Below are 26473 nucleotides of genomic sequence, written 5' to 3' on the forward strand. Positions count from 1 at the left end.
CCAAGGAGTTTTCCGTTTCGACTGCGCCGGAAGTGGGGCGAATTATAGGCTTCCAGAATCTGCCGTCAAGCATTGATCTGGTTTTTCTATCGAGAACACAAAAACAGCGCTTATATATAGACGCGCCTGCACCGATTGCGCAGTATATTGCCCAATACCAAGCACAACACTCAAGTTCCATACCTCGGACGGTGCCTCCCAATGAACGATCAGCCGCGCAGCCTTGCCTCGACCCTGTTTTCGGTCGGCCTGCTATTAATAGCCATGGCATCGATTCAGTCGGGAGCCTCGCTGGCCAAAAGCATGTTCCCCATTATCGGCGCCCAGGGCACCACCACCTTGCGATTGACCTTTGCCAGCGTGATCATGGTGTTGCTGCTGCGCCCATGGCGAGCGAAGCTCACCGCAAAATCACTGCGCACCGTCATTGTCTACGGCATGGCACTGGGCGGCATGAACTTCCTCTTCTACATGTCCCTGCGCTCTGTTCCCCTGGGTATCGCGGTCGCGCTGGAGTTCACCGGGCCATTGGCCGTTGCCATCTATGCTTCGCGCCGCGCCATCGACTTTTTATGGATTGCCCTGGCCGCTGTCGGCCTGCTGCTATTGATACCGACGGGGGCCACGGCACAAGGGATTGATCTACTGGGGGCCGGTTACGCGTTGGGTGCAGGGGTCTGCTGGGCGCTGTACATTCTCTTCGGGCAGAAGGCTGGTGCCGACAACGGTGTACAGACCGCCGCCTTGGGGGTGGTGATTGCCGCCCTGTTCGTCGCCCCCATCGGCATCGTTCATGCGGGTGCAGCGCTGTTGACCCCGTCATTGATTCCGATCGCCATCGGTGTTGCCATCCTGTCCACGGCCCTTCCCTATACGCTGGAGATGGTTGCCCTCACGCGCATGCCGGCCAAGACCTTCGGCACATTAATGAGCATCGAACCGGCGGTGGGTGCCTTGTCCGGTTTGTTGTTCCTGCATGAATTCCTGTCTTTGTCACAGTGGATGGCCATCCTGTGCATCATCCTGGCTTCCGTCGGTGCCACCATGACGATGGGCAGTGCCGCCAAGCCCGCCGTTGCAGCCGATTGACGACCGGTTTTACACAGACTCTGGTATTTACCGCTCAATTAGGCCATGTTTAGGCCCGCAACCCAGTGCCAGAAATGGACTTTTTCAGGACAGGGACCTCAAAACGCTTCATGCGCAAGCGAATACTGCCAGACCGGGCGATAGATCCGGGAACGCTACAAGGATAGCAATGAAACGAATTTTGATACTGATCGCCGTTCTTGCAGTTGCGGGCTGCGCGGCGACCGCCAAACCCCAGATCAAACACGGAAAGAAAGGCATTCATATCAACTGTTCGGGGCTGTCGTCCTCGTGGGAACAGTGCTACACCAGCGCCGCCAACTCGTGCGCCCCCAAGAACTACAAGGTCATCGCCAAATCCGGCGATGCCGTGGAAGAGCCGGGTGATTATCCGTTCGGACTCAACCCCGCGGGCTATGCCAGCCGCAGCATGATCGTCATCTGTAAATGATCTGAGCCGTTGTCAGGTCCTGGGGCCTGCCAACTGGCGGCCGATCTCCTCATGGCTGGACTTCAGCACCCTGCGCTGCAGATCCGGCGTGATGAGCATTCGCGCCACCACCAGTGCACCGATGCATTGCGACAGAATCGCCCAAGCAAGACTGTCGCTCTCCAGCACCCGCGCCCAACTTTCCTGAAGCTGGCAGATCCAGTGCTCAGCCTGCTGTCGAATCAGCGGATCGGAGCGGGCGATCTCAGCCCCCAACGCCGGTAATGCACAACCTGTTTCCGGGTGCTCGACGTGGGACATGCTCAAGTAGAGCTTGAGGCAACGCTCGAATTTGTCGCGCCCCCGATCAGCCCCCAGCCGCTCCAGGCTCTGACGCAACTCACGCTCGACTATGGAAGCGAACAACGCGTCCTTCGACGCGAAGTGGCTGTAGAACGCGCCACCACTCAAGCCGATGGCTTTCATCAAACCGTCGACCCCCACCGTGGAAAACCCGGATTGCTTGGCCGACAGCGCGCTGCTTTGCAGCAGTTTCTCTCGGGTTTCCAGCTTGTGACTGGCTGAATAACGCATGGCCCTTCCCTCAGGTTCCGTGATCTTGACGCCTGTCGAATCGTAGCATAACGTTCGTTTAGTTAACGATCGTTTACTAAAGGGGTCCAGGCAATGAATAATAAGAAGGTCGTGCTGGTTGTCGGTGCGGGAGATGCCACGGGTGGCGCCATTGCCAAGCGGTTTGCACAGGAGGGATTCGTTGCCTGCGTGACCCGTCGCAGCGCGGACAAACTCCAGCCACTGGTCGATGCCATCAGGGCTGGCGGCGGCGAAGCCCACGGCTTCGCCTGCGATGCCCGCAAAGAAGACGATGTGATTGCGTTGGTCGAGCAAATCGAAAGCGACATCGGCCCGATCGAAGCGTTCGTGTTTAACATCGGCGCCAACGTGCCTTGCAGCATTCTTGAAGAAACCGCCCGCAAGTATTTCAAGATCTGGGAAATGGCCTGTTTCTCAGGCTTTCTCAATGGTCGGGAAGTGGCCAAGCGCATGGCCAAGCGGCAACGGGGTACCATCCTGTTCACCGGCGCCACCGCCGGCTTGCGCGGCGCAGCAGGCTTTGCCGCGTTTGCCGGAGCCAAGCACGGGATTCGTGCGCTGGCACAAAGCATGGCTCGCGAACTGGGACCGATGAATATTCATGTCGCCCACGTCGTGGTCGACGGCGCGATCGATACTGACTTTATCCGTGAGAGCTTCCCCGAGAAGTACGCCACCAAGGACCAGGATGGCATTCTCGACCCCGAGCACATCGCCGAGAACTATTGGTACCTGCACAGCCAGCCCCGCGACGCCTGGACCTTCGAGCTGGACCTGCGCCCCTGGAGCGAACGCTGGTGATCCGCCCCACCCTACGACAACAAGAAGAGTGCATCGACGATGAGCAAAACCGTGGAGTTTTATTTCGATCTGGGCAGCCCCGCCACCTACCTGGCCTATACCCAGCTACCGAAGATCTGTGAACAGACCGACAGCCAACTGGTCTACGTGCCAATCCTGCTCGGCGGAGTGTTCAAAGCCACCGGCAACGCCTCCCCGGCCACCGTCCCTGCAAAGGGCCGCTACATGTTCATAGACCTTGATCGGTACGCTAAACGCTACGGTGTGCCGTTGAAAATCAACCCGCACTTTCCGATCAACACACTGGTGCTCATGCGTGCCGTAACAGGTATGCAGATGCGCCACCCTGAGCGCTTTGCCGCGTTCGTCGATTGCCTGTTCAAGGCACTGTGGATCGAAGGTCGCAACCTCAATGATCCGGCCACCGTCGGGGCAGTACTGAGCGAAAACGGTTTCGACCCGGAAGAGATACTGGCCCTGAGCGCCGAAGAGGATGTCAAAAGCGCCCTCAAGGACACCACCGAAAAAGCCGTGCAACGCGGCGTATTCGGTGCACCGAGCATGTTCGTCGGCGAGCAACTGTTCTTCGGCCAGGATCGATTGGACTTTGTCATCGAAGCCCTAAGTTAAAAACCTAGGGCCCAGTCGACAATGTGAGCCCGGGCGCTGGAGACAGCGCCCGGGCCAAAGTCGGTCAAACGGCCGCAGTTCGCGTGTTCAACCACTCCAGCGCAGCACCGTCGAGCAACGGGCTCAAGCGTTCGCGCACTTCGGCGTGGTAGGCGTTGAACCACTGTTTTTCCTCTTCGCTCAGCAGCGAGGTATCAAGACAGCGCGTATCGATCGGGCACAGGGTCAGGGTTTCGAACTTGAGGAATTCACCGAATTCACTGCTGCCTGCCTCGCGGTTCATGGCCAGGTTCTCGATTCGCACACCCCAGCGTCCTGGACGGTAGGTGCCCGGTTCGATCGACGTGATCATGCCTGGCAGCATGGCGGTTTGCGGCGCGGGGGCGGCCTGGTAGGCAATCACCTGCGGACCTTCGTGGACGTTGAGGAAATAGCCGACGCCGTGACCGGTGCCGTGACCATAGTCGACGCTTTCGGCCCAGATCGGCGCCCGGGCAATGGCGTCCAGCAGTGGCGACAGGATGCCCTTGGGGAATTGCGCACGGGACAAGGCAATCACGCCCTTTAGCACGCGGGTGCAATCGCGTTTCTGTTCTGCCGTTGGTGTGCCGACCGCGACCATCCGCGTGATGTCGGTAGTACCACCCAGGTACTGGCCGCCGGAATCGATCAGCAACAAGCCGTCACCTTCGATCACCGCGTGCTCTTCTTCGGTGGCGTGGTAATGGGGCATGGCACCGTTGGCGTTGAATGCGGCAATGGTGTTGAAGCTCAGCGACACGTAACCCGGCCGGCGTTTACGTGCCGCGGTCAGTTTTTCGTCGATGGTCAATTCGGTAATGCGCTCACGGCCCCAGGCCGATTCGAGCCAGGTGAAGAATTCGCACAGTGCTGCGCCGTCCTGCTCCATGGCCTGGCGGATGTGTTCGGCGTCTGCCAGGCTCTTCTGGGACTTGGCCAGGGTAGTCGGGTTCAGGCCTTCGATCAGCTTGACAGCGCTATCGAGGTTACCCAGCAGGCCCGCCGTTACCCGCGCCGGATCGACCAGCAGGCTTGCACCCGCCGGTATGGCGCGCAAGGCGTCGGCCACTTCGCTGTAGTCGCGCAAGGTCACGCCGTCCTGCTCCAGGACCGCACGCAGCTGCGCATCGACCTTGCCTAGCGCGACAAACAGCGTCGCCTGCTGCTGGCTGATCAAGGCGAAAGAGATGAACACCGGATTGAATGACACATCGCCGCCACGCAGGTTGAACAGCCAGGCGATGTCATCCAGGGTGGCAATGAAATGCCAGTCGGCAACACGTGCCTGCAAAGTCTCGCGCAGCTTGGCGAGTTTTTCGCCGCGGCTGACGGTCGCTTGCGGCGGCAAGTGCTGATAGATCGGTTCGTTCGGCAGGCTCGGGCGGTCACTCCAGACTTGGCTCAACAGGTCGATGTCGGTGCGCAGGCGTGCGCCCCGCTCCTCAAGCTTGCTGCCCAACGTGCGTGCGGAAGCCACCGCCATCACCGCGCCATCGACTGCGACCACTCCACCCTGTGGGGTTTGCTCGGCCAGCCAGTCCAACGGCCCGGGTTGCCCAGGTTGCAGCTTGACCAGCTCAATGCCACTGCCCTTGAGTTCCTTGCTCGCTTGTTCCCAATAGCGGCTGTCGGCCCAGACGCCTGCGAAATCCGCGGTAACGATCAGGGTGCCAACGGAACCGTGGAAACCCGACAGCCATTGGCGCCCTTGCCAGTAACCCGGCAGGTATTCGGACAGGTGGGGATCGGCCGACGGCACCAGCAAGGCATGGATACCCTCCCGGCTCATCAGCTCGCGGGTTTGCGCCAGGCGCTGGGGCACTGACCCGGTGATCGTAAACTGCGTATTCATCGTGACTCCTGCTAACCACTTGTCATTATTGTTCAGTGCCGATCAGGGTCGGCGCCTGGTTGCCCTATTGCCAGAATGCCGGAGCACTGGCGCAGGCGCTTTTAATCAGCTGTACCGCTTGATCGATATCCTGCTCGGTGGTGAACCGCCCCAGGCTCAAGCGAATGGTGCGACTCGCCGTGCGGGCATCATGCCCCAAGGCCAGCAGCACATGGGATGGCGCATTACTGGCGGAATTACAGGCCGAGGTCGCGGAAAACGCCATCGAGGCGAGCAATGCCGCGGAGTTGAACTCGCCTTCACTGAAGGTCAGGCTCAGGGTATGCGGGATGCGCCGGGTGAGGCTGCCATTGAGCCGCACACCCGGAATGCTCAGCAATTGCTCAAGCAGGCGTTCACGCAGGCGCACGATCAAGGCTTTTTCTTCATGGAACGAGGCCGCCGCCAGGGCAAAGGCCGCGCCCATCGCGGCAATCTGGTGGGTCGCCAGGGTACCGGAACGCAAGCCGCCTTCGTGACCGCCGCCGTGGATCTGCGCCAGCAAGCGCTGGTGCGCACGCGGGCCGACATACAGCGCACCGATGCCTTTGGGGCCATAGAGCTTGTGCGCCGAGAAGGACATGAGGTCCACCGGCCACTGCGCCAGGTCGATCGCAACCTTGCCCGCGCCTTGCGCCGCGTCGACATGAAACAATGCATTGCGCTCGCGCACCACCTGGCCGATGGCCGGGATGTCGTTGACCGTGCCCAGTTCATTGTTGACCAGCATCAGCGACACCAGGAAGGTGTCCTCGCGCATGGCGTCGCTGACCGCTTGCGCGGTGATCAGGCCATCGGCATCCGGCACCAGGTACGTCACCGCCACGCCGCTGTCCTGCAACTGCCTGGCGGTATCGAGGATGGCCTTGTGTTCGATCTGGCTGGTGATGAGGTGGCCGCAGGCCGAGCCGCGCGCCTGGGCCACACCCTTGAGGGCAAGGTTGTTGGATTCGGTGGCACCCGAGGTCCAGACGATCTGTTCTGGCGTGGCGCCAACCAGTTCGGCAACCTGGCGCCGCGCCTGCTCTACCGATTGCCGGGCCTGTTGGCCAAAGGCGTGGGAGCTGGAGGCCGGATTGCCGAAATTACCGTCAAAGCCCAGACACTCGACCATGATCTTGATGACTCGCTCATCCACCGGCGTGGTGGCGGCATAGTCGAAATACAGCGGACGTTTATTCATAAAAGACTCGCAGAGCGTGTTCCGGGATCAGGAAGCTCATGACTGCAAACGGCGAAACGCAGCCTTATGAGCTGCGTGCGGTTTTCAGAAGGTTACCAATACCTGATCGGATGCCGTTAAAGAAGAACAACTTCATTTAAAAGTGCGTCGGAACGCTCCTGATGAGCCAGCTTAACAGGCATCGGGCGAGCGGTTGAAGCAATGCGTCAGCTAAAGCTATCGAGCAAGATCGGATACAGCGACGCCACCAGCAGCGCGGCCATGCCCCAATTGAACAGGCGCAACCAGCGCCGGTCCTTGAGGACATTGCGCAGCAGCGTGCCGCAAGCGGCCCAGACACCGACGCTCGGCAGGTTGATCAGGGCGAACACCGCGGCAATCACAACCACGTTGGTGAAATAGCCCTGCATCGGTGTGTAAGTGCTGATGGCACCGATGGCCATGATCCAGGCCTTGGGATTGACCCACTGGAATGCGGCGGCGCCCAGGTAGCTGATCGGCTTGGGCTCGCCTTTGCCGCTGTCCGAGACAGGCCCGGAGTGCGCGATTTTCCACGCCAGGTAAAGCAAATACGCCGCACCGACGTAACGCAGCACGGTGTAGAGCAGCGGATACGCCTGGAACACCGCGCCGAGCCCAAACCCCACTGCCACGACCAGCACGAAGAATCCGCAGGTGATGCCCAACATATGGGGAATGGTCCGCTGAAACCCGAAGTTCACCCCCGACGCCAGCAACATGGTGTTGTTCGGACCCGGTGTGATCGAGGTGACGAGGGCAAACAGGGCAAAGCCCAGCAGCAGATCGAGCGAGAGTGTCATGGGTGGCAATCCATCGGGGTCAGTCAGGTATTGACCCTATCGCGAACACCCGGGGAAACCCATGGACAGTTAGGCGAAAGTTCCAGCAGTACAGTTTTGGCTCAGCTCTGGCGACCGTGCAGCTGTACAGCTCGTTCGGCGTTCATCTCGCCCTGTTTGTCGAAACCAAAGGTTTTCCGTGGCTCGCCGAGCAGTTCGGCTTTTTTCGCGTGGTATTCATCGAAGGACAAGCCGCGACGATTCAGGGCTTCCAGCGCCAGCTCTCGGGTTTCTTCAGCAGTGTAAGGGCGCAATTCCGGGGAAACATGGCTGGCACATCCGGCAAGTACGGAGACCGCGAGCAGCAAGAAAGTGGCGATTAAAGGTTTCATTTTCGGCGTCCTGGCGTTGTGTTCGGGGCAATGAACACAGGCTACTCGCGCCTTTAGCCGAGCAAAAATCAACGCTCTCGATAGTCGCTATCGGGTTTTTCTAATGCAGCCCGTTTGCAGCCTTTTTATCTCTTAATGATCTATAAATATCGTTTTATTGTATTTTGAGGAATAACAGACAAGCTTTATAACAATTGCCTCCACTGTTGCCCGAACAACTGTTTACCAGGCAACAGTCCTTCAACAAACAGCCCGTGAAAATCAACAGCGCGACCTGCCCGGAGCGCTGAAAGCCCGATAAATCGGGGCTTCAAGGGATTGGTACAGCTCTTGCTCAACCCGGTGACTACCCACTGCTCGCAGAGCTTCTGTTTAAAAAGGAACTGATCATGTCGCGCCCCTTGAAAGTCGTTGCCCTCTCCGGTGGTACCTGGCGTCCTTCGCGCACCCTGGTGCTGACCCAAGCGCTGTTGGCGCAGCTGGCCGAGCAACTGCCGATCGACAGCAAGCTGATCGAGCTAGGTGACATTGCCCGGCCTCTGGGCGCGGCGCTGTCGCGCCAGGAATTGGCAGCGGATATCGAAGCCGAACTGCAAGCGATCGAAAACGCCGACTTGCTGATCGTCGCCGCGCCGGTTTATCGCGGTTCCTATCCGGGTCTGCTCAAACACCTGTTCGACCTGATCGATCTCAATGCCCTGGTCAACACACCGGTCCTGCTGGCCGCCACCGGAGGCAGCGAACGTCACGCGCTGGTGCTCGATCATCAACTGCGGCCGCTGTTCAGTTTCTTCCAGGCCTTGACCTTGCCGATTGGCGTGTATGCCACCGAAGCCGATTTCTCCAATTACCAGATAACCAGTGAGCCCTTGAAGGCTCGCATCCGCCTTGCGGCAGAACGCGCGGCGCCGTTGTTCGGCGTGCACCCCAACCATCTGCTGAAAATCGCTTAAGGATTTGTTCATGGATGTTTTCTGGTTTCTGCCGACCCACGGCGACGGTCATTACCTGGGCACCACCCAAGGTGCACGCCCGGTAACGCTTAATTATCTGAAACAGGTGGCCCAGGCGGCGGACAGCCTCGGTTACCACGGTGTGTTGATCCCGACCGGGCGCTCCTGCGAAGACTCGTGGGTGATCGCTTCGGCACTGGTGCCGCTGACCGAACGCTTGCGCTACCTGGTGGCGATCCGCCCGGGGATCATTTCGCCAACCGTTTCTGCGCGCATGGCCGCCACCCTGGATCGACTGTCCAATGGCCGGCTCCTGATCAATGTGGTGACGGGGGGCGACCCCGATGAGAACCGTGGCGACGGCAGTTTCCTCGATCACAGCGAACGCTACGAAGTTACCGATGAGTTCCTGAAGATCTGGCGCCGGGTGCTGCAAGGCGAATCTGTGGATTTCGAAGGTAAACACCTGCGGGTACAGAACGCCAAGGCGCTCTATCCGCCGGTACAGAAACCCTATCCGCCGCTGTACTTCGGCGGTTCCTCCGATGCCGCCCATGACCTGGCGGCCGAACAGGTCGATGTCTACCTGACCTGGGGCGAGCCACCGGCGGCCGTGGCGCAAAAACTCGCCGATGTGCGTGAGCGGGCCGCGCGCAACGGGCGCACCGTGAAGTTCGGGATTCGATTGCATGTGATCGTGCGGGAAACCGCCGAAGACGCATGGAAAGCCGCTGACAAATTGATCGAACACATCAGCGACGAGACGATCGCCGCCGCACAGAAGTCGTTCTCGCGCTTCGACTCCGAAGGTCAACGGCGCATGGCTGCGCTGCATGACGGACGTCGCGACAACCTGGAGATCTCGCCCAACCTGTGGGCCGGTGTCGGGCTGGTGCGCGGCGGTGCCGGGACCGCACTGGTGGGCGATCCACGGCAGGTGGCCGCGCGGATCAAGGAGTACGCGGACCTGGGTATCGAGAGTTTCATCTTCTCCGGCTACCCGCACCTCGAGGAGGCCTATCGTTTTGCCGAACTGGTGTTCCCGCTGTTGCCCGAGCCGTACGCCAGCCTGGCCGGTCGCGGTGTCACCAACCTTACCGGGCCGTTTGGCGAAATGATCGCCAATGATGTGTTGCCGGCCAAAGCCTGACGTCACCCGTCCTGTAGGAGCTGCCGCAGGCTGCGATCTTTTGATTTCAAAGATCAAGATCAAAAGATCGCAGCCTGCGGCAGCTCCTACAGGACCCGAAAAGGATCCCCGCGTGACCGCCAAACCGCAAAGCGCCCTGATATCCCCGTTGCAGACCGCCCGCCAATTGGCCGCCGGGTTTGCCTTGACCGCCGTTGAGCGCGACGAGCGTGGCGGTACGCCCAAGACTGAACGCGATGCGTTGCGCCACAGCGGCCTGCTGGCGTTGAGCATTCCCAGACAGTTCGGCGGCCTGGGTGCGAGCTGGAGTGAAACCTTGGCCATCGTGCGCGAGTTCGCCAAGGTCGACAGCTCGATTGCCCATGTGTTCGGCTTCCATCACCTGATGCTCGCCACCGTGCGCCTGTTCGCCCGGCCCGAACAATGGCAGCCGTGGTTTGAACAAACCGCCCGCAAGAACTGGTTCTGGGGTAATGCCCTCAACCCCCTGGACACCCGCACCGTGGTGAAAAACCTCGGCGGCTGGCGTGAGTTTTCCGGCAAGAAAAGTTTTTGCTCCGGCGCCAGCGACTCAGAAATGCTGATCGCCTCTGCGGTGGATGAAAACGCCGGTGGCAAGCTGTTGATCGCCGCCATTCCCAGCGGCCGTAGCGGCATTACCCTGCACAGCGACTGGAACAACATCGGTCAGCGTCAAACCGACAGTGGCAGCGCGACCTTCGAACGGGTACGGGTCGAAGAGTCGGAACTGCTGCTCGATCCGGGTCCGTTGAGTACGCCGTTCGCCTGCCTGCGCCCGCTGATCGCCCAGCTCACGTTTACTCACCTGTTCCTCGGCATCGCCGAAGGCGCCTTCGAAGAGGCGCGGCAATACACACTGACCGAAACCCGGCCATGGCATAAATCCACTGCCAAGGAAGTGAGCCAGGACCCCTATGTGCTCGGTCACTACGGTGAATTCTGGGTGGCCCTCGAAGGCGTGCGTTTGCTGGTGGAGCGTGCCGCCGACTTGCTCGACAAGGCCTGGGCCAAAGGTCCTAGCCTCAGTGCCGAGGAGCGCGGATATCTCGCCACCGCCATCGCCGCGGCCAAGGTCGCGGCAACGCGCAATGGCCTGGAGTTGTGCAGCCGCTTGTTCGAGGTGACCGGCGCGCGTTCGACCCATGCCTCGCTGCGCCTGGACCGTCATTGGCGCAACCTGCGCACGCAAACCCTGCACGACCCGGTGGATTACAAACTCCAGGAACTGGGTGACTGGGCGCTGAACCAGGCCCTGCCGATTCCGACTTTCTATTCATAGCTTGCCCATCAAGGAGCGTGCCCCCATGCAACTGCTGACCTTACCGCCCTCGCCCGCTCTGGCCACGTCGATACGCGCCACGGCGCAGGTCTTCGAAGATCCGAAATCCCAGGCCTTGCTGGCGCATTTGCAACAAGTCGCACCCAGTGATGCCAGCGTGCTGATCATTGGTGAAACCGGCACCGGAAAAGAGTTGGTGGCGCGTCATATCCACAATCTCAGCGCCCGGCGTAACCGGCCATTCGTAGCGGTGAACTGCGGTGCGTTCTCTGAATCCCTGGTCGAAGCCGAATTGTTCGGTCATGAAAAAGGTGCATTTACCGGTGCCCTGAGCGCCAAGGCCGGCTGGTTCGAGGAAGCCAACGGGGGCACGTTGTTCCTCGATGAAATCGGCGACTTGCCGATGGCGATCCAGGTCAAGTTGTTGCGCGTGCTGCAGGAGCGAGAAGTGGTACGCCTGGGGTCGCGCAAGAGTATTCCCATTGATGTGCGCGTGCTCGCGGCCACCAACGTGCAACTGGAAAAAGCCATCAACGCCGGGCACTTTCGCGAAGACCTGTATTACCGGCTCGACGTCGTCAGCCTGGAACTGAGCCCGCTGCGCGATCGCCCGGGCGACATCCTGCCGCTGACGCGTCACTTCATCAATGCCTATAGTCAGCGCCTGGGTTACGGCGACATCACCATCAGCAAAGAGGCCGAACTGAAACTGCGCAGCTACAGTTGGCCGGGCAATATCCGCGAACTGGAAAACGTGATTCACCACACCCTGTTGATTTGCCGTAACGGCGTGATCGAACGCGATGACCTGCGCCTGTCGAACATGCGCATCGAGCGTCAGGACGACTATCACAGCCAGGTCGACGACTGCGCCGAAGCCCTGCTCGACCGGGCCTTCCAGAAACTCTTCGACCAACAGGCCGGCGCGCTGCATGAGAAAGTCGAAGATGCCTTGATGCGCGCCGCCTATCGTTTCAGCCATTACAACCAGGTGCACACCGCCGCCCTGCTGGGGCTGAGCCGCAATGTGACCCGCACGCGCCTGATCAAGATGGGTGAACTGGCGGTGAACAAACGCCGGCCCGCAGAAAACATTCAGGGTGAGCGCTTGGTGCAACTGTCGATCTAACCCACCAGCGTGCAGTGCAACCCGTGGTCGGGGCTGCGTTCCAGGCTGTGCAGCACCTGGAACGAGCCGAAGGTCACGGTCTTCGCCTGATGAGCGCGAATCAGTTGCCAGAAATCCTGTTCCCCGCTTTCGAACGCCTGAAACGCCGCCTCCCCCGCCTCGCGGGTTTGCCATTGCAGGTAGTTGAGCACCCGTCGCCCGTCTTCGCTGGCCTGGATGCTGGCACTCAGAAAGCCGCTGTGGTGCTGGGCCAGACGCTCGGTCTGCCGCGACAGCGCTGACACCAGGGCCGATTGCTGTTGCGGTTCGATTTCGAATTCGATCAGTTGGGTGAAGCTGCGATGTTTCGCTGGCGCGTGCATGAATAATCCCCCACTCAGGTGCAAGGCGAATCTTGCGATCCGAAGGTGTGCAGGGTAAAACCTCCAGTTAAGTAAAGGTCAAGAGGCATTTTTCAAATGATCACCTTGGAAAACCTGCATAAGGAACTCAGCGTCGGCCAATTGGCCGCCCGTAGCGGCGTCGCAGTCACGGCGCTGCACTTTTATGAATCCAAGGGGTTGATCAGGAGCAATCGCAACCAGGGCAACCAACGACGCTATCCAAGGGAAGTGCTGCGGCGGGTGGCGTTGATCAAGGTGGCCCAGCGGCTGGGCATTCCGTTGGCGGAGATTGGCGAGGCACTCAAGGCACTGCCGGATAACCGTGCACCGACGGCGGCGGATTGGAAGGATATGTCGGCGCAGTGGGGTCGGGATCTGGATGAGCGGATCAATCAGTTGACGTTGTTGCGCGACAAACTCAATGGCTGCATTGGCTGTGGGTGTTTGTCGATGGAGGCCTGTCCGTTGCGTAATTTTGGGGATGTGCTGGGGGAGCAGGGACCAGGGGCGCAACTGCTGGAATCGGGAATCGATCCAAGAATGAGTTGAGCCCTTCGCGAGCAAGCCCGCTCCCACATTCGACTAGGTTCCACCTGAAGAACTCGGTCAAAAGGTGGGAGCGGGCTTGCTCGCGAAGCGGTCTGCCAGGCGACGAAGATTAGAACCCCGGCGCGATCTGGCCTTTGTAACGAGTCAGGATGAACTGGCGCACCTCATCGGAGTTCAACGCCTTGGCCAGTTTCCGCAGGCCCGGATCGTTGATGTTGTCCGGCCGTGCCACCAGGAACTCGATGTAAAGGCTCTTGCCCTTCTCCACGATCAAGGCACTGTTGGTATCGATCCCGGCCTCCAGGGCGTAGTTGGCGAAGACGAACGCCAGGTCGATCTGACTCACCGAACGCGCCAGCAGTGCGCCTTCCAGTTCACGGATTTTCAAGTGCTTGGGGTTTTCAACGATGTCCCGCTGGGTCGCCAGGGTGTTGCCGGGGTCCTTGAGTTTGATCAGACCCGCTTCGTGCAAGAGCACCAAGGCACGACCGGTATTGACCGGGTCGTTGGGGATCGAAACGGTGGCGCCGTCCTTGAGCTCGGCGATGTTTTTGATTTTGGTCGAGTAAGCACCGAACGGCTCGATGTGCACGCCCACCACCGGCACCAGGTCGGTGTGACGGGTCTTGTTGTAGTCATCGAGGAACGGCCGATACTGGTAATAGTTGGCGTCGAGATTCTTCAGCGCCAGCTGCTGGTTGGGCTGGATGAAATCGGTGAACACCTTGATGTCCAGGTCTACGCCTTCCTTGGCCAGCGTCGGTTTGACGAATTCGAGGATTTCCGCGTGCGGCACCGGGGTGGCGCCGACGGTCAGTTTTTCGTTGGCGTGAACGCTCGCGTTCCGCATCTTGCTCCAGCAGGATGGCGGCGACCTGTTCAGCTACCCGCAGCGCTTCGGCTTCGTCGGCGATCCGGTGGGCGGCCGGCGGGTTGATCGGATAAACGGCAGATTGGGACATGCAAGACTCTCGGTAACAGTGTTTATCGAAGGTCATTGCAGCTTCTGTGCCTGATGGCGCGGGTCCGTGTTCAAAGGGGGTTCAGGGTATTTTGAAGGTTTCTTCGTGACGAAGTCAGGCAATCTGCTGCTTCACTGTTGGTGGCTGAACAGTGTCGATGAACCCTCAGGTTCGGAGCGCGTCGGGACAATCTTTTTGGAAACTTGAAACATGCTGAAGATCAAAACAAAAGATCGCAGCCTGCGGCAACTCCTACAATTGTTCGGCTGGAGAGCGATCTTCAATCCACAAGAAAAGGGAGAACCATCATGAGCGTTAAACCGATTCCAGAGGGTTATCACAGCATCACCCCATACCTGGGCATTCAAAAAGCCGCCGAAGCCATCGAGTTCTACAAAAAAGCCTTCGGCGCCATCGAGGTCATGCGCCTGGCCATGCCCGATGGCGGCATCGGCCACGCCGAACTGCGCATCGGCGACTGCCCGATCATGCTCGGCACACCCTGCGATCAAGGGCCGCTGAGCAATCCAGACAACTCGCCGTCGGTAGGCTTGCATCTGTACGTGACCGATGTGGACAAGTCCTACAAACAGGCGATCGAGGCTGGCGGCATCGTGGTGTCAGAGGTCAAGGATCAATTTTACGGCGACCGTTCCGGGACCTTGAGGGATCCCTACGGGCACCTGTGGTTCCTGGCCACACGTAAAGAGGATCTGACCCAGGAGCAGATCGAGCAGCGGGCGAAAGAGATGTTTCAGCAAGGCTGACGCACTGTTGGCTTGTAGGAGCCAGGCTTGCCGGCGAACTGTTCGCCGCGGTGCACCTGACGGACCGCATTATCGTTCTTCGCGGGCAAGCCTACCTCCTACGACGAAACACGAAACACGAAACACGAAACATTTTCTTTCATATCACCCTTCGGGATTTCGGGTGCTCATCCGTCCTATATAGATGCAGTCCTGTCGCGTGGGCAAAAGCCACGACCGGACCGTCCATGGACCTCATCGCTGCGAAGCCCGTAGCAGAGGCCCTTCATCGATATAAGACGCCTCAATCATGTCGAAGAAATCCCGCTCAAAAATCTGGTTCCTGGTCCACAGCTGGCTGGCACTGCCGATCTGGTTTTTCGTGCTGATCGTCTGTGTGACCGGCACGCTGGCGGTGGTCAGCCAGGAGATCGTCTGGCTGGCCAATCCGCAAATGCGTGCCAGCCAACCGGCGGATGACGCGCCACGGCTCAATTACGACCAGATCGTTGCCGCGATCAAGCAAGCCGAACCCGACATCATCGTCGACAGCATCAGCCGCCCCGACGAAGCACATTTCGCGCTGGACGTTCGCGTCAACTACCCCGATGGGCGTGAGTTGACGGTGTACGTCAACCCATACACCGGCGCCATCCAGGGCCCCGCCCCGCAATTCAACTTCCAGGCCTTCACCCGTGCCCTGCACGGCTGGTGGCTGGTGCCGTTCACCAACGGCTACAGTTGGGGCTGGTACTTGGTGTCGTTCCTCAGCCTGCCGATGCTGGCCTCCCTGGTGACAGGCCTGGTGGTGTACAAGCGCTTCTGGAAAGGCTTTTTCCGGCCAACCCTGCGCATTCGCCAAGGCGCACGGATTTTCTGGGGAGATTTCCATCGCCTCAGCGGCATCTGGTCGATCTGGTTCATCGCGGTTATTTCCGTCACCAGCACCTGGTTCCTGATCGAAGCGTTCATGTTCGATAACCAGATTTCCATCTCCACCGCGCCGGTGGCGGCCGTGGTCCCGCGTGAAAGCGTGCCGCTCACCACCGATGGATCGCCCACGCCGATGATCAGCCTGGAGGCGGCGATCCGCGAGGCCAAGGCGCGCATCCCGGGGCTCGACGAGAGCTTTGTGAGTATGCCGGCCAACGCCTACAGCTACCTGTCGGTGGGCGGGCGCAGTTGGTATCCGCTGATGTTCCAGACAGCCGACATCAATCCCTACACTGGCGAAGTCGCCGCCACGCGCCTGCTGTCGGACCGCTCGAGCCTGGAGTTCGTGACCGAATCCATGCGTCCGCTGCACACCGGTGATTTCGGCGGAATCTGGATCAAGCTGATCTGGTGCTTCTTCGGCCTGCTGTTGAGCATGATGGTGCTCAGCGGCCTGCTGATCTGGACCAAGCGCACCGCCCTGGCCACGGCCAACGCCCTCAAGCGCAGCAACAAACGACCACGCGACGAGGCTGCTACGGCGAGCAGCGCTGGAACCACGGAGATCAGCCAATGAGCCAGGTCCCCACGCACGCAACCCGTTCGACGCTGAGCCGCTTCTGGCACAAATGGCGTTTCCACATCAACGTTCTGCTGCTGCTGGTGCCGCTGGGTTTCATGCCCAAGTACTTCGCCGATGCCGCGCTGTTTCGCGGTGATACGGGCCTGGGCGAGCGGGAAATCGGCGAAGTCCAGGTCGGCCCCTGGAGCCTGCGCCTGGCCGAACTTCGTAATGAAGCACCACGGCCCGATGGCCCGGCCGGCTACATGAAGAGCTTCAACGCCGCGCTATGCGACAGCTGTCGCGAGCAGGTCAAGGCGACTTACCTGCGCATCGGCAAGCCCCGCAGCCTGCGCGCCGCCGGAGTGATTTTCTTCGGCACGCCCTACCGTATGGGCGCCATGCTGCCGGTCCCGGCAAAAACCAAGGCCGACGCCGAACTGTGGATCACCATGGAAGGCTGGGACGGCTCCATGCATCAGGCATCCATTCCTCTGAGCCAGGCCTCCCCCGCCACCCTCGCCTGGCTGTCCACCCAAGGAGGCAAACCATGATCAACCTCATCCGCCCTATGAGCGCCGCGTTGCTGGTACTTAGTGCCGGCTTCAGCGCCAGCGCCCTGGCGCACAACCCGATGTGCGAGTGCAAGGCCATCGACGCCGAGCAGATCAAGTGCACCGGCGGTTTTTCCGACGGCAGCGGTGCACCTGGCGTGACCCTGGACGTGATCGGCTACGACGAAACCATTTTGGTGCCGGGCAAGCTCGGGGCCGACTCGACCTTGACCTTCAAGAAGCCCGGTGCCGAGTTCTATGTGCTGTTCGACGCAGGCCCCGGCCACGTAGTCGAGATCGACCAGGCGGACATCGAAAGCCCATGAGTACGCCAACCACGCACATCGTCCGCCCGGCCGGCGCCGGCCATGAAACCCTCTATGTATTGCTGTTGTGCCTGATGATCCTGGCGGTGGCAGGTTCAGTAGTCGCCTGGCGCGGCGAGTCGCCGCAAGTGAGCAGCGTCAACAGTCATCAACTGGATGCCCGCCGCGATCTGAGCGCTTCCGAACAAGGCATCTACGCCGATTTACGCGTGACTCTGGATGAGATTCACCTGCTGCGCCAGGAACAACACAGCCTGCCGACACCTGAAAGCCTCGCCGATGAAGGATTTGCCCCCTTTGCCCGGGACGCCAGCTCGGTCAGTCGTGGTGGCCATGCCTGGCAATTGCTCGAGGCCGGGGCGTACTTCGGGCAGAGCCAGAGCGTCGACATGGCGGGCTCGTTCCTGATGCGCCTGAGTGCGAACGACGACGCCCCGGACATCTGGCTCAACCGCGCCGCCGACCTCAAGGCCCCTGTCGACCTCAGCGATGCCACGCTTGAAGGCGCCGGCTGGCAACAGGTCGTCGCGCAATTCGATGCCGGCGTGACCCGCCAGCACCGGCACTGAACCTTCGCCTTCATCCGAGAGAAGACCGCTTTCCCATGCCTATTTCATCGCTACGTTCTTTCCTGCGCCTGTCACTGATCGGCCTGCTGGCCTGCCTGTTGACACCCCTGGCCAGCGCCGATGAGGCCAAGCGCCTGCGCATCGGCATCACCCTGCACCCGTATTACAGCTATGTGGCCAACATTGTCGGCGACAAGGCCGAGGTGGTGCCGCTGATTCCCGCCGGCTTCAATCCCCATGCCTACGAACCACGGGCCGAGGATATCAAGCGTATCAGCGGGCTCGACGTGATCGTGCTCAACGGCGTCGGCCATGACGACTTCGCCGACCGTATGATCGCTGCCAGTGAAACGCCGAACGTGCCGGTGATCGAGGCCAACGAAAACGTGCCGTTGCTGGCTGCCACCGGCGTCGCCGCGCGTGGCGCGGGCAAAGTGGTCAACCCGCATACCTTCCTGTCGATCAGCGCCTCGATTGCCCAGGTCAACAATATCGCCCGTGAACTGGGAAAAGTCGACCCGGCCAACGCCAGGACCTACACCGAGAACGCCCGCGCCTACGGCAAGCGCCTGCGCAAGATGCGCGCCGACGCCCTGGCCAAATTGACCGCGGCGCCGAACGCCGAGTTGCGCGTGGCCACGGTTCACGCCGCCTACGATTACCTGCTGCGCGAATTCGGCCTGGAAGTGACTGCGGTGGTCGAGCCGGCCCACGGCATCGAACCCAGCCCCAGCCAGCTGAAAAAGACCATCGACCAACTGCGTGAACTGGACGTGAAAGTGATCTTTTCGGAGATGGATTTCCCCTCCACCTATGTCGACACCATCCAGCGCGAATCCGGGGTGAAGCTGTATCCGCTGTCGCATATCTCCTACGGCGAATACACCGCCGACAAGTACGAAAAGGAAATGACTGGCAACCTCAACACCGTGGTGCGGGCGATTCAGGAGTCCGGGGCATGACATCAAAAGCAACCATCCCGGGCGATGCACAATCCCCTGTGGGAGCGAGCCTGCTCGCGAAGGCGTCCAGCCAGGCGATATCATCATTGAATGACACAGCGCAATCTCGAGCAGACTCACGCCTGCAGGTTTCGGGTCCGACCCTGGATTTCGCCGACATCAGCCTGACCCTCGGTCGCACGACCATCCTCGACCACGTCACGTTTCAAGTGAGGCCCGGTAGTGTGCATGCGCTGGTAGGCCCCAACGGCGGCGGTAAAAGTTCGTTGATCAAGACCCTGCTCGGACAGATGCCGCACCAGGGCCGCTTGAGCCTGCAATGGCCAGGCGAGCCGGGAACGATCGGCTACGTGCCCCAGGCGCTGGAATTCGATCGCGGCCTGCCAATGACCGTTGACGATTTCATGGCCGCGATGTGCCAGCGACGCCCGGCGTTCCTTGGCTTGAGCAAGCACTACGCGAAGGCGATTGGCGACGCGCTGGAGCGGGTCGGCATGCAGGACAAGCGCAAGCGGCGCATGGGCGCGCTGTCGGGAGGCGAGCGTCAGCGGGTGTTGTTGGCGCAAGGACTGATTCCGGCGCCGCAACTGCTGGTGCTCGACGAACCGATGTCGGCCCTTGATGAAGCCGGCATCCGCGTGTTCGAACGCTTGCTGGACGATTGGCGTGCGGCGGGCATCACCGTGCTGTGGATCGAGCACGACCTGGAAGCGGTCGGACGCCTGGCCGATCACGTCACCGGGCTGAATCGCCGCGTGCTGTTCGACGCCACGCCACGACAAGCGCTGACCCCCGATCGCCTGCTCTCCTTGTTTTCGACCCATCCACGGAGCGCTGCCTGATGAGTTACGAAGCCTTTCGATTGATGGTCCAGGGGTGGGCCTCGTCGGGTTATCTGCCTGAGGCGCTGGCCTATGGATTTGTCGTCAACGCCTTGCTCGCCGGCCTGTTGATCGGCCCGGTGCTGGGCGGTCTGGGCACCCTGGTGGTGGTCAAGCGCTTCGCGTTTTTTTCCGAAGCGGTGGGCCACGCGGCACTGACCGGCGTGGCCATCGGCATCCTCCTGGGCGAACCCTACACCGGGCCATACGGCAGCTTGTTCGGCTACTGCCTGCTGTTCGGCATCTTGCTCAACTACCTGCGCAACCGCACGGGCCTGGCGCCGGATACGTTGATCGGTGTGTTTCTGTCCGTGTCGTTGGCGTTGGGTGCCAGTCTGCTGCTGATCCTGGCGGGCAAAATCAACGTGCACATCCTCGAGAACGTACTGTTCGGATCGGTGCTGACGGTCAACGGCAATGACCTGCTGGTGCTGGCCATCGTCGGTTCGCTGGTCATGGCCCTGGCCTTGCCACTGTACAACCGTATCATGCTCGCCAGCTTCAACCCGCAATTGGCGGCAGTGCGCGGGGTGGCGGTGAAGTCCCTGGATTATCTGTTCGTAATTCTGGTAACGCTGATCACTGTCGCCGCCGTGAAAGTCATCGGCGCCATCCTCGTTGGTGCGTTACTGGTGATACCGGCCGCGGCGGCGCGCCTGCTCAGCCAGTCACTGAAGGGCTTCTTCTGGTGCTCGGTGCTGATCGCCACAGTGAGCACGCTGTGCGGGATTCTCGCGCCGATTGTCTTTGACCTGCCGATCCCGTCCGGTGCCGCGATCATCCTGGTGGCCGGTATCGCCTTTGCCCTGGCCGCCATCGCGCGCGGCGTCGTCCCCAGCCTCAAAGGGAACCTTGGATAAATGTCATTTTCTCTGCGACAACTGACCCTGGCGCTCGCCCTGTGCGGGCTGGCCACAACCGCCATCGGCGCTGACAGCAGCAAACCTTTGCGGGTGCTGGCTTCATTGCCGATCACCTACGGCCTGGGCGAAGTGCTGCTCAGAGGCACCGATGTCAGCCTTGAGCGCGCGGCGCCAGCAAACCTGCCTGGCAGCCGCCAGACCGCCTACTTCACCGGACGTGGCGCTCCGGCGCTGGCCAAGCTGGCGACCGGCGCCGATGCGGTGATCGGCTTGCGCTCGCTGTGGCCGGACGATCCGCTGTACCCGATTTCCCGGCGCAGCAACATCCGCATCATCGAAGTCGACGCCGCGCGTCCAGTGGATGGCGCCCTGCCCGGCATTGCCGTGCAGCCGGGCAGCAAGGTCGATGGCTTGAACAGTCAGCCGTGGCTGGCCAGCAACAACATGGGACGCATGGCCGACGTGATGGCGGCGGACCTGGTGCGCCTGGCCCCCAAGGCCAAACCTGCGATCGAGGCGAACCTGGCGACGCTGAAACAGCGGTTGCTCAAACTCAGCGCCGACAGCGAAGCGCGCCTTGCTGCCACGGACAACCTCAGCGTGATGAGCCTCAGCGATCACCTTGGCTACCTGATCGGCGGACTCAATCTGGAGTTGGTTGGGCTCGATGCACGGCCGGATGCCGAATGGACGCCAGAGGCGCTGAAGGTATTGGAGGCGACGCTCAAGGACAATGATGTGGCGGTGGTGTTGCATCATCGGCAGCCCTCAGACGCGGTGAAAGCGGCGATTACGGAGGCCGGGAGTCGGTTGGTAGTGTTGAGTGTCGACGCCGCTGATCCGGTGGCGGAACTGGAAGGAAATGTGGATCTGCTGATCAAGGGGTTGAGCGGTGCATAGCACCAGATACACCGCTTTATCGTTCTTCCCGGAGGAGCCAGGCTTGCCGGTGAAGAACGATAACGCGGTATGACAGATAATCCGCAGTGTCTGGTTCGCGGGCAAGCCTCGCTCCTACGGGCGGAGAACGATAACTCAGTGTGACAGCTACGCCGCAGCGCCTGGTTCGCGGGCAAGCCTCGCGCCTACAGGCGGAGAACGATAACGCGGTGTGACAGCTACACCGCAGTGTCTGGTTCTCGGGGCCTCATCGCTCGCTCCTACAGAATGAAAAAGCCCGCTGACCAGACCGGCTCAGCGGGCTTTTTGTTTGCAGGCGTTGACTCAGTGCGCCACAGCCACCTGCTCATCCATCTTCTGGCGCAGACTCAGCGGACGCATATCGGTCCAAGTCTCTTCAATATAGGCCAGGCATTCTTTTTTCAGCCCGCTTTTGCCCACGGTACGCCAGCCCTCGGGCACGGCTTTGTAGTCGGGCCAGATCGAGTATTGCTCTTCATGGTTGACCACGACCTGAAAGAGGATGTCCTCGCGGTCGAATACTGACGTCATGCTGTCTCTCCATCGCTGCAGGGTCGGCTGTACGCTGTGTGCAGCCGCTATATGGAAGGAACGTTCCAGGGCTCTGGAAATTTAGAGACTGGCGGTGGCAGCGGCCAATGCCCTGCCGAAAATCTCGGCCACTCGATCAATTTCCGAGGCGGTGATCACCAGCGGTGGCAGAAAGCGAACCACGGCACCCAGGCGGCCGCCCAGTTCAAGGATCAAGCCGCGCTTGAGGCATTCACGCTGCACCAACGGCGCCAGTCGCGCAAACGCCGGAGGATGACCCAGGGCATCCGTCACTCCGGTCGGATCGACCAGCTCCACACCGAGCATCAGGCCTCGACCTCGAATATCACCCAGCTGCGGGAAGTCACGCTGAAGGATGCGCAGGTGCTCGTTCAGGCGTTTGCCCATGGCGGCGGCATGTTCGCAAACCTTGTGTTCGACCAGGTAACGCATCACGGCGGAACCGGCGGCCATCGCCATCTGATTGCCGCGGAAAGTCCCGGCATGCGCGCCCGGCAGCCAGGTGTCGAGCCAGTCGCGATAGACCACCACGGCTAATGGCAAGCTGCCGCCGATTGCCTTGGACATGACTACCACGTCCGGAATGATCCCGGCGTGCTCGAAAGCGAACATCTTGCCGGTACGGGCAAAGCCGCTCTGAATCTCGTCGACGATCAACGCCACGCCGGCTTTTTCGGTAATCCGGCGCAAGCCGCGCAACCAGTCGAGATCGGCCGGGATGACCCCACCCTCCCCCTGCACCACCTCGACGATCACGGCTGCTGGCAACTGCACGCCGCCCTCAGGATCGTTCAACAGGTTTTCCAGATAGTGGAGGTTGGCCTTCACCCCCTGAGCGCCACCCAGGCCAAACGGGCAACGGTAATCGTAAGGGTACGGCATGAACTGCACGCCGCTACTAAGCAACGCACCCAGGGGCTTCTTCGGCCCAAGGCTGCCCATCAGGCTCAACGCGCCCTGGCTCATGCCGTGGTAACCGCCCTGGAATGACAGCACGGTGCTGCGGCCGGTGGCCGTACGCACCAGTTTCAGCGCGGCTTCCACCGCATCGGTGCCGGTGGGACCGCAAAACTGGATCTTCGCTTGTGCAGCCAAGGCTTTTGGTAACAAGCCGAACAGGTCCTGGACGAATTGATCCTTAACCGGCGTGGTCAGGTCCAGGGTGTGCAGCGGCAGTTCGTCGGCCAGCACGCGCTGGATCGCTTCGATCACCACCGGGTGGTTGTGCCCCAGGGCCAGCGTCCCGGCGCCGGCCAGGCAATCGATGAACGTGCGACCCTCAACATCTTCGACATACAGGCCCTTGGCGCGCTTGAGTGCCAGGGGAATACGGCGCGGATAGCTGCGGGCGTTGGACTCCTGCTGGCTTTGACGCGCCAGCAACGGCGATTCGTTGAACTGATAAAGCGTGTCGGCCGGCACCGGAGTGAACCGGGCCGACTGGTCTTGCACAAGCCTGGTAGCGACGGACATCTCTCGACCCCTCAATAAGGTTTTCCTGTTCTGGAAACGCACCGGGAGCCCGAGGATTTAGACCACAGCCAACGGTTTGTGCATGGGAATGGCATAGAGGCCCGCTACCGCGAACGCCTGGGCGTAGGCCCGATAACCCAGGCGCCGGTAAAAGGCCTCGCCGGTGCGGGTGCTGTTGAGTCGTGAATGCCGCAGCCCCTGACCGATCAACCAACCTTCGAGATCGCGCACCAGCGCTTTCCCGATCCCGCGACGAAACCATTCCGGCAGTACGTAACAGAACGCTACCTTGCCGTTGCTGGAGGCCATGGCGACACCCACGGGTTTGTCCTGCAAGAGCGCGATGTTCAGGTACAACCGCCGGTCGGTGAACCAGGGAAGAATGTGTTCGATGGTCTTGTTGTGGGTCCAGTTGGCAACGGTTCGCAGGTTGTTGCGGTGGTCGGGGACGCAACCGACCCGGATGGAGCGCTCGATGATGCGACTGACGATGCCGGCGTCGGCAGGGGTTGCTTTGCAGGTGTGTACGGATGCTTCCATGGTGCGATCACCTCAATCCATTGAGTTTGAGCAACGATAGTCTTGCGAGGTCCGGGCGGCCAATCTAGAGACGTTACATCTGATGTGTAACACCGGTCCCTGTAGGAGCTGCCGAAGGCTGCGATCTTTTGCTCTTGTTTCTATAAAGATCAAAAGATCGCAGCCTTCGGCAGCGCCTACAGGGGTTTGTGGTGTGCTAGACGGGCTGCAACGGCATCGTCAGTTCCACCCGCAAGCCATCCGGCCGGCTGTCGAAATGCAGGGTGCAACCACAGCGCTGGACGATCGCCTGGACAATCGCCAGGCCGAGGCCGCACCCGTTGCTCTGGCCGTTGCGCCAGAAGCGTTGGGTCAGGTGTTGCAGGTCGTCATCGGCAATGCCCGGGCCATGGTCGCGCACCACGAACTGCACGCGGTTACCGCTGGTTTGCAGGCTCAGCTCCACCGGCCCCTCGCCGGGTGTATGGCGCAAGGCGTTGTCCAGGAGATTGCGCAGTGCGGCAATCGACAGCACCGCGGGCATTTTCACCGGAGCATGGGAGACCCTGGTCGGCAGCTGGAGCCTGATGCGCTGACGATCACCACCGGCCGCATCCTGTATGGCGAGTTTCGCCACCTGCTCGGCACTGCACTGCACACCATCGTCAAACGACAGGCTGCCCTCGACTCGCGCCAGCAACAGCAGTTGTTCGAGGGTGCGATGCAGACGGTCGGCGCCCTCTTCGGCCCGGGCCAGGGATTGATCCCGTGCCGCGCCTTCGGTCATGCGCGCCACTTGCAGGTGAGTCTTGATGGCGGTCAGCGGGCTGCGCAATTCATGGGCTGCGTCACCGGTCAGCCGACGCTCGCGCTCGATGGTCTTGCCGATGCGCTGGAACAACTGGTTCTGCGTGTCGAGCAAGGGCTGCAGTTCACTGGGCAACGGCTGGACCTGCAAAGGCTCAAGCGAGTCAGGGCTGCGGCGCATCAAGGCGTCGCGCATGCGATTGAGCGGCGCCAGTCCCTGACCGATGCCGAGCCAGAGCAGGCACAGGCAACCGAGCAGTGCCACGCCCACCGGCACAGAAGCGGCCAGCAGGATCGACATGTTCAGCGCCTCGCGTTCGATTTGCCGGTCGGCCGTGGTGATCCGCAGGTCGCCACGGGCCAGGGTGAAGCTGCGCCACGGCGCACCGTCGATGATCTGGTCGTGGAACCCCATTTTCTCGGCTTCCAGGGTTTGCCCCGGATCACTGTGGCTGCGGGCGAGGATTTCACCCCGTAGCGAACTGACCTGACACGCCATGCCGCCGGGAATATTCAGTTGCTCGGCACTGAAATGGGTACCCTCGCCCTTGCTCGGCAACGCCGGCAATTGCTCCATGAGCCCGGCGACCATACGTGCCGAGGCCACCAGGCGCTGGTCGAGGGAAAACATCATCTGGTTGCGCAAATCGCTGAGCATCCAGGCCGCTGCCAGGGCCCAGATCAGGGCAAAAGCGCCGCCGAGCGTCAGGCTCAGGCGCAAACGCAGGCTCATCACTTTTTCAGTTCCCCTGCCCCATCAGCCGGGCCCAGGCGATAACCCAGGCCGCGCACGGTCTCGACGATGCCGTTGCCGAGCTTGCGCCGCAGGTGATGGATATGAACGTTGAGGGCGTTGCTTTCCAGTTCGTCGTTAAAACCATAGACGCTGTCCTTGAGCTGCTCGGTCGACAGCACCCGGCCACGGTTATGCAGCAGCGCCTGCAACAGTGACTGCTCACGGCGCGACAGGTCCACCGGCTGGCCGGCCAGGGTAGTTTCACGACTGCTCGGATCGTATGTCAGCGGGCCATGCTCGATCAAATTGACGCTGCGCCCCGCCACCCGCCGCAACAGTGTGTGCAAGCGGGCGGCCAGTTCACGCAGATCGAAAGGCTTGAGCAGGTAATCATCCGCACCCGCCTGCAAGCCGTCGACACGATCCGTTACCGAGTCGCGGGCGGTGAGGATCAGCACCGGGATCTCCAAGCCGCTGTGGCGCAACTGCTGCAATAGCTTCAGGCCGTCTTCATCGGGTAACCCGAGGTCGAGCACCATCACGTCGAATTCCGCGACCTTGAGCATCGCCCGGGCAGCGGACGCCGTGGCGACGTGCTCCACGGTCAACCCCTGGGCGGTGAGACCGGCAACAATGCCGCTGGCGATCAGCTCATCGTCTTCGCAAACCAGTACGTGCATGGGCGCTCCAGAAATAAAAACCTGAGTGAAACAGCTCAGGATTAAGGCGTAATTATGTCAACTGCGACGACTGACGAACAGCCCGGCTGTCTGTCACCCCCATTCGTTATA

At 61.0% G+C, this 26473-nt stretch carries 30 protein-coding genes and 1 pseudogene; 18 read left to right on the plus strand and 13 right to left on the minus strand.

Translation table 11 applies throughout. The features are described from left to right. Positions 1-201 precede the first annotated feature (201 nt). Positions 202-1089 carry a threonine/homoserine exporter RhtA gene (gene rhtA, locus AC3WWR_RS03825; protein WP_020795980.1) on the plus strand — a complete coding sequence of 296 codons (888 nt, stop codon included), beginning with the start codon at positions 202-204 and terminating at the stop codon, positions 1087-1089. A gap of 169 nt (positions 1090-1258) precedes the next feature. Then, complete coding sequence (locus AC3WWR_RS03830; RefSeq protein WP_033045385.1) at positions 1259-1540, plus strand: hypothetical protein; 282 nt, start codon at positions 1259-1261, stop codon at positions 1538-1540. 12 nt (positions 1541-1552) lie between these two features. Here AC3WWR_RS03830 and AC3WWR_RS03835 read toward each other — a convergent pair whose 3' ends face one another. Beyond that, positions 1553-2113: a TetR/AcrR family transcriptional regulator gene (locus AC3WWR_RS03835; RefSeq protein WP_083349554.1), complete on the minus strand. Its 561-nt coding sequence runs from the start codon at positions 2111-2113 to the stop codon at positions 1553-1555. Between the two features lie 93 nt (positions 2114-2206). On the opposite strand from AC3WWR_RS03835, the gene AC3WWR_RS03840 reads away from it, so the two are divergent. Both AC3WWR_RS03840 and AC3WWR_RS03845 read left to right on the plus strand, forming a co-directional pair. Then, entirely contained in the window at positions 2207-2935 is a 729-nt protein-coding gene (locus AC3WWR_RS03840; protein WP_020795977.1) for an SDR family oxidoreductase, read from the plus strand. A 39-nt stretch (positions 2936-2974) separates the two neighbouring features. Further along, the gene (locus AC3WWR_RS03845) at positions 2975-3565 is read left to right on the plus strand and encodes a 2-hydroxychromene-2-carboxylate isomerase (protein ID WP_020795976.1); all 591 of its coding nucleotides are present in this window, start codon (positions 2975-2977) and stop codon (positions 3563-3565) included. Between the two features lie 64 nt (positions 3566-3629). Here the strand turns inward: AC3WWR_RS03845 and AC3WWR_RS03850 are convergent, their stop codons facing one another. The 4 genes from AC3WWR_RS03850 to AC3WWR_RS03865 form a co-directional block, all read right to left on the minus strand. Further along, positions 3630-5438, minus strand: a complete 1809-nt coding sequence (locus tag AC3WWR_RS03850) for an aminopeptidase P family protein (protein WP_020795975.1) — start codon at positions 5436-5438, stop codon at positions 3630-3632. Positions 5439-5502: 64 nt separating this feature from the next. Next, positions 5503-6660 carry an aminotransferase class V-fold PLP-dependent enzyme gene (locus AC3WWR_RS03855; protein ID WP_020795974.1) on the minus strand — a complete coding sequence of 386 codons (1158 nt, stop codon included), beginning with the start codon at positions 6658-6660 and terminating at the stop codon, positions 5503-5505. Between the two features lie 206 nt (positions 6661-6866). Continuing rightward, on the minus strand, positions 6867-7481 hold the full coding sequence (locus AC3WWR_RS03860) for a LysE family translocator (RefSeq protein ID WP_020795973.1): 615 nt from the start codon (positions 7479-7481) through the stop codon (positions 6867-6869). Between the two features lie 101 nt (positions 7482-7582). Beyond that, positions 7583-7852 carry a hypothetical protein gene (locus tag AC3WWR_RS03865; protein WP_020795972.1) on the minus strand — a complete coding sequence of 90 codons (270 nt, stop codon included), beginning with the start codon at positions 7850-7852 and terminating at the stop codon, positions 7583-7585. Between the two features lie 389 nt (positions 7853-8241). Here AC3WWR_RS03865 and msuE point away from each other — a divergent pair, with 389 nt between their 5' ends. The 4 genes from msuE (at position 8242) to AC3WWR_RS03885 (ending at position 12384) form a co-directional block, all read left to right on the plus strand. Continuing rightward, positions 8242-8805, plus strand: coding sequence for an FMN reductase (gene msuE, locus AC3WWR_RS03870; RefSeq protein ID WP_168758701.1), 564 nt, complete (start codon positions 8242-8244; stop codon positions 8803-8805). A gap of 10 nt (positions 8806-8815) precedes the next feature. Continuing rightward, entirely contained in the window at positions 8816-9955 is a 1140-nt protein-coding gene (ssuD, locus tag AC3WWR_RS03875; protein ID WP_020795970.1) for an FMNH2-dependent alkanesulfonate monooxygenase, read from the plus strand. 112 nt (positions 9956-10067) lie between these two features. After that, positions 10068-11255 (plus strand): acyl-CoA dehydrogenase family protein, encoded by a 1188-nt coding sequence (locus AC3WWR_RS03880; RefSeq protein ID WP_492598471.1) that lies wholly within the window; start codon positions 10068-10070, stop codon positions 11253-11255. Positions 11256-11280: 25 nt separating this feature from the next. Next, positions 11281-12384 carry a sigma-54 interaction domain-containing protein gene (locus tag AC3WWR_RS03885; protein ID WP_020795968.1) on the plus strand — a complete coding sequence of 368 codons (1104 nt, stop codon included), beginning with the start codon at positions 11281-11283 and terminating at the stop codon, positions 12382-12384. On the opposite strand, the gene AC3WWR_RS03890 is transcribed toward AC3WWR_RS03885, so the two are convergent. Continuing rightward, positions 12381-12746: an antibiotic biosynthesis monooxygenase gene (locus AC3WWR_RS03890; protein ID WP_020795967.1), complete on the minus strand. Its 366-nt coding sequence runs from the start codon at positions 12744-12746 to the stop codon at positions 12381-12383. The genes AC3WWR_RS03885 and AC3WWR_RS03890 overlap by 4 nt on opposite strands. A 96-nt stretch (positions 12747-12842) precedes the next feature. Between AC3WWR_RS03890 and soxR the strand changes: the two genes are divergently transcribed. Continuing rightward, positions 12843-13316, plus strand: coding sequence for a redox-sensitive transcriptional activator SoxR (soxR, locus tag AC3WWR_RS03895; protein WP_020795966.1), 474 nt, complete (start codon positions 12843-12845; stop codon positions 13314-13316). 109 nt (positions 13317-13425) lie between these two features. Here the strand turns inward: soxR and AC3WWR_RS03900 are convergent, their stop codons facing one another. After that, positions 13426-14166: a MetQ/NlpA family ABC transporter substrate-binding protein gene (locus AC3WWR_RS03900; RefSeq protein ID WP_492598472.1), complete on the minus strand. Its 741-nt coding sequence runs from the start codon at positions 14164-14166 to the stop codon at positions 13426-13428. Further along, positions 14141-14278, minus strand: a pseudogene (locus tag AC3WWR_RS03905) (SfnB family sulfur acquisition oxidoreductase); the annotation flags it as partial. The gene AC3WWR_RS03900 and the pseudogene AC3WWR_RS03905, both read right to left, overlap by 26 nt. A 308-nt stretch (positions 14279-14586) precedes the next feature. On the opposite strand from AC3WWR_RS03905, the gene AC3WWR_RS03910 reads away from it, so the two are divergent. The 9 genes from AC3WWR_RS03910 to AC3WWR_RS03950 all read left to right on the plus strand — a co-directional run bounded on the left by AC3WWR_RS03910 (position 14587) and on the right by AC3WWR_RS03950 (position 21574). Next, positions 14587-15045, plus strand: a complete 459-nt coding sequence (locus AC3WWR_RS03910; RefSeq protein WP_020795964.1) for a VOC family protein — start codon at positions 14587-14589, stop codon at positions 15043-15045. Positions 15046-15334: 289 nt separating this feature from the next. Beyond that, on the plus strand, positions 15335-16534 hold the full coding sequence (locus AC3WWR_RS03915) for a PepSY-associated TM helix domain-containing protein (RefSeq protein WP_033041963.1): 1200 nt from the start codon (positions 15335-15337) through the stop codon (positions 16532-16534). Continuing rightward, on the plus strand, positions 16531-17073 hold the full coding sequence (locus tag AC3WWR_RS03920) for a PA2404 family protein (protein ID WP_020795962.1): 543 nt from the start codon (positions 16531-16533) through the stop codon (positions 17071-17073). Before AC3WWR_RS03915 ends, AC3WWR_RS03920 begins: the two co-directional genes overlap by 4 nt. Further along, positions 17070-17399 carry a hypothetical protein gene (locus AC3WWR_RS03925; RefSeq protein ID WP_033041967.1) on the plus strand — a complete coding sequence of 110 codons (330 nt, stop codon included), beginning with the start codon at positions 17070-17072 and terminating at the stop codon, positions 17397-17399. Before AC3WWR_RS03920 ends, AC3WWR_RS03925 begins: the two co-directional genes overlap by 4 nt. Further along, entirely contained in the window at positions 17396-17968 is a 573-nt protein-coding gene (locus AC3WWR_RS03930) for a DUF6162 family protein (RefSeq protein WP_151142956.1), read from the plus strand. Before AC3WWR_RS03925 ends, AC3WWR_RS03930 begins: the two co-directional genes overlap by 4 nt. A gap of 35 nt (positions 17969-18003) precedes the next feature. Next, positions 18004-18930 (plus strand): metal ABC transporter substrate-binding protein, encoded by a 927-nt coding sequence (locus AC3WWR_RS03935; protein ID WP_492598473.1) that lies wholly within the window; start codon positions 18004-18006, stop codon positions 18928-18930. After that, the gene (locus AC3WWR_RS03940) at positions 18927-19772 is read left to right on the plus strand and encodes a metal ABC transporter ATP-binding protein (RefSeq protein WP_033041973.1); all 846 of its coding nucleotides are present in this window, start codon (positions 18927-18929) and stop codon (positions 19770-19772) included. The genes AC3WWR_RS03935 and AC3WWR_RS03940 overlap by 4 nt, the downstream gene beginning before the upstream one ends. Then, positions 19772-20671, plus strand: a complete 900-nt coding sequence (locus AC3WWR_RS03945; RefSeq protein WP_033041974.1) for a metal ABC transporter permease — start codon at positions 19772-19774, stop codon at positions 20669-20671. The genes AC3WWR_RS03940 and AC3WWR_RS03945 overlap by 1 nt, the downstream gene beginning before the upstream one ends. Further along, positions 20672-21574 carry a metal ABC transporter substrate-binding protein gene (locus tag AC3WWR_RS03950; protein WP_083349560.1) on the plus strand — a complete coding sequence of 301 codons (903 nt, stop codon included), beginning with the start codon at positions 20672-20674 and terminating at the stop codon, positions 21572-21574. Positions 21575-21898: 324 nt separating this feature from the next. Here AC3WWR_RS03950 and AC3WWR_RS03955 read toward each other — a convergent pair whose 3' ends face one another. The 5 genes from AC3WWR_RS03955 to AC3WWR_RS03975 form a co-directional block, all read right to left on the minus strand. Next, positions 21899-22126, minus strand: coding sequence for an MbtH family protein (locus AC3WWR_RS03955; RefSeq protein WP_033041979.1), 228 nt, complete (start codon positions 22124-22126; stop codon positions 21899-21901). 81 nt (positions 22127-22207) lie between these two features. After that, on the minus strand, positions 22208-23620 hold the full coding sequence (locus tag AC3WWR_RS03960; RefSeq protein ID WP_033041980.1) for an aspartate aminotransferase family protein: 1413 nt from the start codon (positions 23618-23620) through the stop codon (positions 22208-22210). Positions 23621-23677: 57 nt separating this feature from the next. Beyond that, on the minus strand, positions 23678-24160 hold the full coding sequence (locus AC3WWR_RS03965) for a GNAT family N-acetyltransferase (protein ID WP_492598474.1): 483 nt from the start codon (positions 24158-24160) through the stop codon (positions 23678-23680). 196 nt (positions 24161-24356) lie between these two features. Next, positions 24357-25682, minus strand: a complete 1326-nt coding sequence (locus AC3WWR_RS03970; protein WP_110749455.1) for an ATP-binding protein — start codon at positions 25680-25682, stop codon at positions 24357-24359. Next, entirely contained in the window at positions 25679-26362 is a 684-nt protein-coding gene (locus AC3WWR_RS03975) for a response regulator (RefSeq protein ID WP_020795951.1), read from the minus strand. Before AC3WWR_RS03975 ends, AC3WWR_RS03970 begins: the two co-directional genes overlap by 4 nt. Positions 26363-26473 lie beyond the last annotated feature (111 nt).

Source organism: Pseudomonas sp. EB271-G4-1 (genome assembly GCF_058791355.1).

Bases quoted from the DNA above. Each gene is read 5' to 3' on its own strand.
- AC3WWR_RS03950 (WP_083349560.1), top strand. From the start codon at position 20,672: ATGTCATTTTCTCTGCGACAACTGACCCTGGCGCTCGCCCTGTGCGGG.
- AC3WWR_RS03855 (WP_020795974.1), bottom strand. From the start codon at position 6,660: ATGAATAAACGTCCGCTGTATTTCGACTATGCCGCCACCACGCCGGTG.
- AC3WWR_RS03930 (WP_151142956.1), top strand. From the start codon at position 17,396: ATGAGTACGCCAACCACGCACATCGTCCGCCCGGCCGGCGCCGGCCAT.
- AC3WWR_RS03975 (WP_020795951.1), bottom strand. From the start codon at position 26,362: ATGCACGTACTGGTTTGCGAAGACGATGAGCTGATCGCCAGCGGCATT.
- AC3WWR_RS03830 (WP_033045385.1), top strand. From the start codon at position 1,259: ATGAAACGAATTTTGATACTGATCGCCGTTCTTGCAGTTGCGGGCTGC.
- AC3WWR_RS03890 (WP_020795967.1), bottom strand. From the start codon at position 12,746: ATGCACGCGCCAGCGAAACATCGCAGCTTCACCCAACTGATCGAATTC.
- AC3WWR_RS03885 (WP_020795968.1), top strand. From the start codon at position 11,281: ATGCAACTGCTGACCTTACCGCCCTCGCCCGCTCTGGCCACGTCGATA.
- AC3WWR_RS03920 (WP_020795962.1), top strand. From the start codon at position 16,531: ATGAGCCAGGTCCCCACGCACGCAACCCGTTCGACGCTGAGCCGCTTC.
- AC3WWR_RS03865 (WP_020795972.1), bottom strand. From the start codon at position 7,852: ATGAAACCTTTAATCGCCACTTTCTTGCTGCTCGCGGTCTCCGTACTT.
- AC3WWR_RS03835 (WP_083349554.1), bottom strand. From the start codon at position 2,113: ATGCGTTATTCAGCCAGTCACAAGCTGGAAACCCGAGAGAAACTGCTG.
- rhtA (WP_020795980.1), top strand. From the start codon at position 202: ATGAACGATCAGCCGCGCAGCCTTGCCTCGACCCTGTTTTCGGTCGGC.
- AC3WWR_RS03910 (WP_020795964.1), top strand. From the start codon at position 14,587: ATGAGCGTTAAACCGATTCCAGAGGGTTATCACAGCATCACCCCATAC.
- AC3WWR_RS03860 (WP_020795973.1), bottom strand. From the start codon at position 7,481: ATGACACTCTCGCTCGATCTGCTGCTGGGCTTTGCCCTGTTTGCCCTC.
- ssuD (WP_020795970.1), top strand. From the start codon at position 8,816: ATGGATGTTTTCTGGTTTCTGCCGACCCACGGCGACGGTCATTACCTG.
- AC3WWR_RS03945 (WP_033041974.1), top strand. From the start codon at position 19,772: ATGAGTTACGAAGCCTTTCGATTGATGGTCCAGGGGTGGGCCTCGTCG.
- msuE (WP_168758701.1), top strand. From the start codon at position 8,242: ATGTCGCGCCCCTTGAAAGTCGTTGCCCTCTCCGGTGGTACCTGGCGT.
- AC3WWR_RS03915 (WP_033041963.1), top strand. From the start codon at position 15,335: ATGTCGAAGAAATCCCGCTCAAAAATCTGGTTCCTGGTCCACAGCTGG.
- AC3WWR_RS03960 (WP_033041980.1), bottom strand. From the start codon at position 23,620: ATGTCCGTCGCTACCAGGCTTGTGCAAGACCAGTCGGCCCGGTTCACT.
- AC3WWR_RS03955 (WP_033041979.1), bottom strand. From the start codon at position 22,126: ATGACGTCAGTATTCGACCGCGAGGACATCCTCTTTCAGGTCGTGGTC.
- AC3WWR_RS03925 (WP_033041967.1), top strand. From the start codon at position 17,070: ATGATCAACCTCATCCGCCCTATGAGCGCCGCGTTGCTGGTACTTAGT.
- AC3WWR_RS03900 (WP_492598472.1), bottom strand. From the start codon at position 14,166: ATGCGGAACGCGAGCGTTCACGCCAACGAAAAACTGACCGTCGGCGCC.
- AC3WWR_RS03850 (WP_020795975.1), bottom strand. From the start codon at position 5,438: ATGAATACGCAGTTTACGATCACCGGGTCAGTGCCCCAGCGCCTGGCG.
- AC3WWR_RS03845 (WP_020795976.1), top strand. From the start codon at position 2,975: ATGAGCAAAACCGTGGAGTTTTATTTCGATCTGGGCAGCCCCGCCACC.
- AC3WWR_RS03965 (WP_492598474.1), bottom strand. From the start codon at position 24,160: ATGGAAGCATCCGTACACACCTGCAAAGCAACCCCTGCCGACGCCGGC.
- AC3WWR_RS03935 (WP_492598473.1), top strand. From the start codon at position 18,004: ATGCCTATTTCATCGCTACGTTCTTTCCTGCGCCTGTCACTGATCGGC.
- soxR (WP_020795966.1), top strand. From the start codon at position 12,843: ATGATCACCTTGGAAAACCTGCATAAGGAACTCAGCGTCGGCCAATTG.
- AC3WWR_RS03840 (WP_020795977.1), top strand. From the start codon at position 2,207: ATGAATAATAAGAAGGTCGTGCTGGTTGTCGGTGCGGGAGATGCCACG.
- AC3WWR_RS03940 (WP_033041973.1), top strand. From the start codon at position 18,927: ATGACATCAAAAGCAACCATCCCGGGCGATGCACAATCCCCTGTGGGA.